Raw genomic sequence first — 6,341 nt, 5'->3', positions numbered from 1 at the left:
GGGCCGGCCAGAGGCCGGCCCGCTCGTGCTGCCCTTGGTGGCCCTTCCCTAGGTTCTTCAGTTCAGGAGACTGTTCCCAATGGCTTACCTGTTCAACAATCCCGAGGATTTCACGGATGAACTGACGGCCGGCTTTGCCGCCGCCTATCCGCAGTGGGTCCGCCAGGTTCCCGGCGGGGTGGTGCGCAGCAGCCGGCCGGCCGCCGGCCGGGTTGCGGTGGTCATCGGGGGCGGGTCCGGCCACTATCCGGCCTTCGCCGGGCTGGTCGGGCCGGGGCTGGCGCACGGCGCCGCGATGGGAAACATCTTCGCCTCGCCGTCGGCCCAGCAGATCTATTCGGTGGCCAAGGCCGCGCAGAGCGGCGGCGGCGTCCTGTTCAGCTACGGAAACTACGCCGGGGATGTCCTGAACTTTACCCAGGCGCAGGACCGTCTGAACGCGGAGGGGATCCCGGCCCGCACGGTGACGGTTACGGATGACATTTCCAGCGCGCCGCTGGCCGAAACGGCCAAGCGGCGCGGGATCGCCGGAGACCTGACGGTGTTCAAGGCGGCCGGAGCCTGCGCGGACGCCGGTGGAGACCTCGACGAAGTGGTGCGGGTGGCCGCCCGGACCAATGACAGAACCCGCTCCTTCGGGGTGGCCTTCGCCGGCTGCACCCTGCCTGGAGCGTCCGGCCCGCTCTTCACGGTGCCGGCCGGCAAGATGGCCGTCGGCCTCGGGATCCACGGTGAGCCCGGGATCGGCGAACAGGACCTGCCCACCGCTGACGAGGCGGCCGAACTCTTCGTCGCCTCCCTGCTGGCCGACCTCCCGGCGGACATCGCGGCCGCCGGGGACCCGCGCGGCAGCCGGGTCGGCCTCATCCTGAACGGACTCGGGTCCGTCAAATCGGAGGAACTGTTCGTGGTGTACCGGCGGATCCGCCAGCTGCTCGACGATGTCGGCATCGCCGTCGTCGAGCCGGAGGTGGGCGAACTGGTCACCAGCTTCCAGATGGCCGGAGCCTCGCTGACCCTCTTCTGGCTCGACGAGGAGCTGGAGCGGTACTGGCGCGCTCCGGCCAGCACCCCGGGCTTCCGCAAGGGGGCTGTCGCCGAAGCGGAACAAGGCAGTTCCGCCGTTGTCCCGGGCGAGCAGCCGGAGCCGGAGGCGGCGCAGCTCCCGGAAGCCTCGCCGTCGTCGCGCGAGGCGGCGGGACGGGTGCAGGCGATCGTCGAGGCGGTGAAGGCGGTGCTCGATGACAACGTCGAGGAACTGGGCCGGCTCGATTCCATCGCTGGCGACGGCGACCACGGCATCGGCATGCAGCGGGGTTCAACCGCGGCGGTGGCCGCCGGACGCAAGGCGCTCGACGCCGGTGCCGGGGCCGGCTCGCTGCTGCAGCTCGCCGGGGATGCCTGGGCGGACCGGGCTGGCGGCACCTCGGGCGCCCTGTGGGGCATGGCGCTGAACGCCGTCGGGGCACGGGTCGGCAACGACGCGCCCCCGAATGCTTCCGCGGTATCGCTGGGCGTTGCCGACGCCGGTCAACGGATCATGGACTTCGGCAAGGCCAGCCTCGGCGACAAGACCCTGCTGGATGTCCTGCTGCCCTTCAGTGACGCGCTCAGCGAGGACGTCGGCACCGGTGCCCCGCTGAAAGAGGCGTGGGCGAGGGCGACGGCGGTGGCTGAGAGCTGCGCCGAAGCCACCGCCGGGCTGCTGCCCAAGATGGGCCGCGCCCGCCCGCTGGCCGAAAAAAGCCTTGGTACCCCGGACCCGGGAGCCGTGTCCATGGCCCTGATCGTGCGCACCATTGAACGCCGGCTCCGGGACGAGGGGCCGGGATCAGGACCGCAGCAAAAAGAAGGAGATAACCATGCCTAAGAAGCTTCGCATCGTCGTCGGCAGTGACGACGCAGGCCTGGCCTACAAGGAGGCCATTAAGGCGGATCTGGAGGCCAGCGACCGGGTGGACTCCGTGGTCGATGTCGGCGTTGGCGACGAGGAGAACACCGCCTATCCGACCATTGCCATTGCGGCCGCGGAGCAGATCGCCAAGGGCGACGCGGATCGGGCGCTGCTGGTCTGCGGCACCGGGCTCGGCGTGGCCATCGCCGCGAACAAGGTGCCCGGCATCCGCGCGGTCACCGCGCATGACAGCTACTCGGTGGAGCGCTCGGTGCTGAGCAACAACGCCCAGGTGCTCACCTTCGGCCAGCGCGTCGTTGGCCTTGAGCTGGCCCGCCGGCTGGCGCGCGAATGGCTCAGCTATGACTTTGATGAGGCCTCGGCCTCGGCCCAGAAGGTCCAGCTGATGACCGATTACGAGGGACGCGGGCGTGAGTGAACATCGAGCCGGCCCGGAACTTCCGAGACCCAGGTGAGCGGTTCGCAGCCGTCCACGCTGCTCGGGGTGAGCCTAAAGATGTACTTCGGGCACCGGCAGACGCTGACGTGGTGCCAGGAGGTGGCGCGGATGGCCGCGGAACACCCGGCACTTTACAGCGGCACGGTGACGCTGTTCATCCTGCCAAGTTTCCCGGCCCTGGTGCCCGCGCGGGAGGCGTTCGATGCCGGCCCGGTGCTGCTCGGAGCGCAGAACCTCCACGGAGAGGACAGCGGCCCGTTCACTGGGGAGGTGAGCGGGCCGCAACTGCGGGAGGCCGGCTGCCGCTATGTGGAAGTGGGCCACGCCGAGCGGCGCCGGCTCTTCGGCGAGGATGAGGCAGCGGTCCGGGCCAAAACGGCGGCCGCCCTGCGCAATGGCCTTATCCCTGTCATCTGCATCGGCGAGCAGGACCGGGTGCCGGTGGAGGAGGCGGCGGCCGGCTGCATCTGGCAGCTCGCCTCGGCGCTGGACACCGCTGCCTGCGACGTCTTGGGCGGCGCGTCCGACGATGTCGCAGGCGCCGTCTCAGGCGCTGGGTCCGGGGTTGAGCACCGGAGCCCGCCGATCGTCATCGCCTACGAGCCGGTGTGGGCCATCGGTGCCAGCCAGCCCGCCTCCCCGGAGCACATCCGGGGCGTCTGCGCCCGGTTGAAGACCTGGCTCGACGGTCAGGACAGGTTCCCGCACCACCGCGTCATATACGGCGGAAGTGCCGGGCCGGGCCTACTGGCGCAGCTGGGCTACGAAGTGGACGGACTGTTCCTGGGACGGTTCGCCCACGATGTTGCCGCGCTCGCCAGGATAATCGATGAAGCCGCGACCCGGACCCAAGCGCGGAAGGAATGAGGAATGGTCGGGACAGGCAAGTATGGTGGAGCGGGCCGATCAAGGCAGAGACGGCCTGTTAACGAAGGCCATGCAGACGAGGGCCCGTCGAGGATGACGGTTCAGGAGGAGGAAACATGAAGGCCGAGGGCGGCAACGCCACGTCGCGGCTGTCCAGGCAGCTCGAACGCCAGCGGACCATTTCGGAAATGGTGATGGCCGAAGGGGCCGTGCGTATTGACGAGCTGGCCGAACGGTTCGGTACCAGCCAGATGACGGTCCACCGGGACCTGGACGAGCTGGAGGCCCGGGGGCTGCTGCGCAAGTCGCGCGGCGTGGCCACCGCACTATCCTCCAGCCTGGTCGAATCAAGCGACGTGTACCGGGCGGGCCAGCAGCGCGAGGAAAAGACGGAAATCGCCCGGGCCGCCATGGAGTTCGTTGATCCGGGGCAGGCCATTTTCCTCGACGACTCCACCACCGTGCTGGAGATGGCGAAAATGCTCCCATCCCGCGCCCCGCTGACCGTGCTGACCAATGTCCTGACCGTCATCAACGAACTCAAGGGCGCCCGCGGCATCACCCTGGTGGCCCTCGGCGGTACTTACTACAACTGGTGCAGCTCCTTTATGGGAGGCATGGCCACCGAGGCCATCCGAAATCTCCGCGCGGACATGTTCATTATGTCTGCCGCCGCCATCACGGACGACGTCTGCTTCCATCAGAGCCAGGCCACAGTGGACATCAAGAAGGCCATGTTCGACGCCGCAGCCAAGCGGATCCTGCTGGTGGACCACACCAAATTCGAGAAGCGGGCGCTGCATGCGCTGGTGCCGCTGTCCGGCTTCGACGTCGTCATTGTGGATTCGCGGACGAAGCGGGACGATATCACTCGGCTCGAATCCCAGAACATCCACGTGGTGGTGGCCCGCAGCCATTCCAGGCCGGAGCCGGCCGCGAAATAGCGGCAGCACAATCCGCCCTATGGACAAGACTCCCAGGCCAACGCCCTCGGTGATCGACCAAGGCAGCTCGCGGCCGCGTGGAGAGCGTGGCGGGTCTCCACGCAGTTGCCGGGCAACTTTGGTCGCCCACGGGTGTGGTAGACCTGCGCGCTTCGGTGCCTGACCAAGCCGTTCGGTGATCGACCAAGGCCGCTTGCGGCCGCGTGGAGATTTGGCCCGGTGGAGATCCGTTGACAGTACGGTAGTTCTGCAGCCGGAATGGTTCGCCGAACGACCGCCGTCGGTGGGGCATCGTGAAAAACTGATCGATTTTCTGGACGCCGGATTCGGTTGCTAGAACGTCCGACGGCCTGGAATGGCACCGTCACTCGCGGACCACGCAGGCACCAGAGTCCGCTCAGATCGTGACGGTGATCCATTCGCCGTCGATGGCCGCTGCGTAGCGGGGGAGCGGGGCCGGCGCAGGACCGCCGGTGACAGTTCCGTCGGCGAGTGCGAACGTCGAATTGTGGCAGGGACACACAAACTCCGTTTTCATTGCGCTCACGACGCATCCCTGGTGCGTGCACACGGCACTGTAGGCCACCACTGTGGTTTCGTCGGGGCGGTAGATGAGGATCTCCCGCCCGTCGGCCTCCCCGTTGGCGCTGCCGCCGACCGGGACATCGCTGAGTTTTCCCACCCGTACAGGTGTGCCCTCGCTGGCAATGGGGGCGGGCGAAGCGCCTTTGGCGCTGGTGTAGTCCTGAAGCGGAGAACAGGCCGCCAGCGCGCCGACGGTTCCAGCGGCAGTAGTGGCGGTCAGTAGGGCACGGCGCGACGGCAGGGAAGAACTCATGTCCGCCATTCTCCCGGATGTTGCTGGAAGTTTCCCGAAGCCCCGGTCGATCGCACGCGAAAGGTGCAAATGCCACGGTGGTGCACGGGACACAGCGGCTATCGGCCCGACTTGACCTGCAATACGATCAGCGCAGCCGCGCCGATCTTCGCCCGAAAGGCCGGATGGGCGAGGGCGTACGTGTGCAGGTAGCGCTGCATGGCCGGGAGCCTGTTGGCGTCGGTGCACAGCAGCATGGTTCCGCCGGCGTTGAAGAAGGCGCGTGCCCGGGTGCTGTACGCCCAAGGTGACACCTGCGCGGCGTTGCAGAGGTCGTCCGAGACGACGACGCCGGTGAAACCAAGGTCGGAGCGCAGCATGGTGCCCATGATGGTGGGCGAGAAGGGTCCGATGCGCCCGGCGTCGATCCGTGAATAGTAGGCGTTGGAGACCATCACCCAGCGAACTCCGGCGTTGATGGCGCTCTTGAACGGTTGCAGATAGGCATCGTGCCGCGTGGTAACAGTGTCCGTGACGCCGCTGGAAATATCGGTATTCAGGTGTACACGGCCCAATCCGGGGAAGTGTTTGACCACGGGCGCGACCGCAGCACTCTTCATGCCCGCCGAAAACGCCAGCACGTCGGTCGCGACCGGGCCCGGACTATGGCCGTACTCGCGGTCCCAGTAGCCAATCGGCAGATTGTTGGCTCCAATCGAGGCCGGCACCGTGTCTGCAACCGGGGCCAGATTCACATTCACTCCGGCCGATCGCAGTTGGCCGCCCCAACGCCGGGAGCTGACCTGCACCGAACGAGGGGTCCAGCCGCCTTGGTGCAGCGCCGTGGGAATTCTGTCGAAGCCCGGACCGCTGAGGACCTGGACGTATCCGCCCTCTTGGTCGGTGGCGATGTCCAGCGGGATTCCTCCAGTGGAAGCGGACGAAACGGTCGCACGCAGCGCATTCGTGACCGCACGCGTCGCGGCCACGCCCGTGGAACTGCGTCCGGAGAGGAAAACATTGCCCAGGTGATAGCGCTTTATCAGGGCAAGTTCGCCGGCGCTGGCTCCGGCAGCAGGTATTCCGCCCATCACCACCTGGCCAATCCGCTGATCCAGCGTCAGCCTTGCCAGTTGCTGGGCCGGAGTCGGGGCAGCGGCAGCTGTTTGGAGCGCAACGGCCATACTGGTGCCGGCCGGCACCAGTATGGCTCCGGCTGGTCCCGCCGCCGCCAGGGCCAGCGCGCCGGCAAGAGCAGCCGGCAGGAGCCGGGAGAACGGGGAGAAACGGATCCGCAGGAACATGCCCAGCCTCCTGAGCCTCGATCAGCTGGGGCCCGTGAACTATTTTACGCCGTGC

Annotated in this window: 6 protein-coding genes; 4 read left to right on the top strand and 2 right to left on the bottom strand. The window is 67.6% G+C overall.

Annotated features, from left to right (window positions below; genetic code table 11):
• Positions 1-79: 79 nt before the first annotated feature.
• The 4 genes from AC5RWT_RS33155 (at position 80) to AC5RWT_RS33140 (ending at position 4,165) form a co-directional block, all read left to right on the top strand.
• Complete coding sequence (locus tag AC5RWT_RS33155) at positions 80-1,870, top strand: dihydroxyacetone kinase family protein (protein WP_494083921.1); 1,791 nt, start codon at positions 80-82, stop codon at positions 1,868-1,870.
• Positions 1,863-2,333, top strand: coding sequence for a ribose-5-phosphate isomerase (locus tag AC5RWT_RS33150; RefSeq protein ID WP_494083920.1), 471 nt, complete (start codon positions 1,863-1,865; stop codon positions 2,331-2,333). The genes AC5RWT_RS33155 and AC5RWT_RS33150 overlap by 8 nt, the downstream gene beginning before the upstream one ends.
• A 66-nt stretch (positions 2,334-2,399) precedes the next feature.
• Positions 2,400-3,221 carry a triose-phosphate isomerase family protein gene (locus tag AC5RWT_RS33145; RefSeq protein ID WP_494083919.1) on the top strand — a complete coding sequence of 274 codons (822 nt, stop codon included), beginning with the start codon at positions 2,400-2,402 and terminating at the stop codon, positions 3,219-3,221.
• A 116-nt stretch (positions 3,222-3,337) separates the two neighbouring features.
• Positions 3,338-4,165, top strand: a complete 828-nt coding sequence (locus AC5RWT_RS33140) for a DeoR/GlpR family DNA-binding transcription regulator (protein ID WP_494083918.1) — start codon at positions 3,338-3,340, stop codon at positions 4,163-4,165.
• A gap of 397 nt (positions 4,166-4,562) precedes the next feature.
• On the opposite strand, the gene AC5RWT_RS33135 is transcribed toward AC5RWT_RS33140, so the two are convergent.
• Both AC5RWT_RS33135 and AC5RWT_RS33130 read right to left on the bottom strand, forming a co-directional pair.
• The gene (locus tag AC5RWT_RS33135; protein WP_494083917.1) at positions 4,563-5,003 is read right to left on the bottom strand and encodes a Rieske (2Fe-2S) protein; all 441 of its coding nucleotides are present in this window, start codon (positions 5,001-5,003) and stop codon (positions 4,563-4,565) included.
• A 98-nt stretch (positions 5,004-5,101) separates the two neighbouring features.
• A complete protein-coding gene (locus tag AC5RWT_RS33130) occupies positions 5,102-6,286 on the bottom strand; it encodes a glycoside hydrolase family 3 N-terminal domain-containing protein (RefSeq protein ID WP_494083916.1) in 1,185 nt (394 codons plus the stop codon).
• Between the last annotated feature and the right edge of the window lie 55 nt (positions 6,287-6,341).

It is taken from the genome of Arthrobacter sp. Dra40, from assembly GCF_059091905.1.
This window is presented reverse-complemented; position numbering and strand designations above follow the sequence as displayed.

What these genes read in the sequence shown, in the direction of transcription:
- AC5RWT_RS33155 (WP_494083921.1), top strand. Translation starts at nt 80, where the DNA reads ATGGCTTACCTGTTCAACAATCCCGAGGATTTCACGGATGAACTGACG.
- AC5RWT_RS33150 (WP_494083920.1), top strand. Translation starts at nt 1,863, where the DNA reads ATGCCTAAGAAGCTTCGCATCGTCGTCGGCAGTGACGACGCAGGCCTG.
- AC5RWT_RS33140 (WP_494083918.1), top strand. Translation starts at nt 3,338, where the DNA reads ATGAAGGCCGAGGGCGGCAACGCCACGTCGCGGCTGTCCAGGCAGCTC.
- AC5RWT_RS33135 (WP_494083917.1), bottom strand. Translation starts at nt 5,003, where the DNA reads ATGAGTTCTTCCCTGCCGTCGCGCCGTGCCCTACTGACCGCCACTACT.
- AC5RWT_RS33130 (WP_494083916.1), bottom strand. Translation starts at nt 6,286, where the DNA reads ATGTTCCTGCGGATCCGTTTCTCCCCGTTCTCCCGGCTCCTGCCGGCT.